1 protein-coding gene is annotated in these 732 nt (G+C 60.5%); it reads left to right on the plus strand.

Annotation, left to right across the window (positions count from 1 at the left end; all coding sequences use genetic code 11):
* Nucleotides 1-654: ABC transporter permease (locus AC5RVV_RS17695; protein WP_494002659.1), on the plus strand; the 654-nt coding region annotated here is incomplete at its 5' end.
* Nucleotides 655-732: the final 78 nt, after the last annotated feature.

The following is a 732-nucleotide window of genomic DNA, read 5'->3' on the forward strand; positions in this document are numbered from 1 at the left end:
GACAACTACGAGGCCGTCGGCGAGCAGGCATTGCTTAAGCAGGGTCTGCAGAATTCCCTCTTCCTGGGCCTTGGAGTTGCCACGGCGGCTGTGTTCCTCACGGCGATCACCGCGTATTTGATACACCGACGGAACAACAGAACGAACCGTGCCATCGACGCGGTCCTGAAAGTTCCAGCAGCGATCTCGCATATCGTCGTTGGCATTGCGTTCCTGGTCGCCTTCAGCGGAGCACCGTTCAAGCTCAACGGCACCCTGATGATCCTACTGCTGGCCTACGTGGTCATCTTCATCCCGCAGGCTTCGCTCTACGCGAATTCCGCGGTCCAGCAAATAGGCAAGGAAATGGTGGAAGCGGCTGAAGTCTCCGGAGCCCGCCCCGGGCGGATCTACTTCAGGGTCATGCTGCCGCTGATGGCGCCTTCACTGGTTGCCGCATGGGCCCTGCTGTTCGTGCTCGGAGCCAGTGAAGTCAATGCCTCCTCCATGCTCTCAGGTCCAGGAGCACCCGTGGTGGGCATGGCAATCCTGGATCTGTTCACCAACGGAACCTATCCGCGCCTGGCGGCGCTCGGCGTGGTGATCTCACTGATCTCCAGCGTCGTGGTGGTTTCCGTTCTCATCATCGGGCGGCGGAGCAGCCGGCGGTCCTAGCGCCGGGCATTCGTTGATTCCTCAGTTTCACAGCAGCGAACGGAGCGGGACATGGGCAGGGTCGGAATCGATGACATT

It is taken from the genome of Arthrobacter sp. MDT2-34-1 (assembly GCF_059091365.1).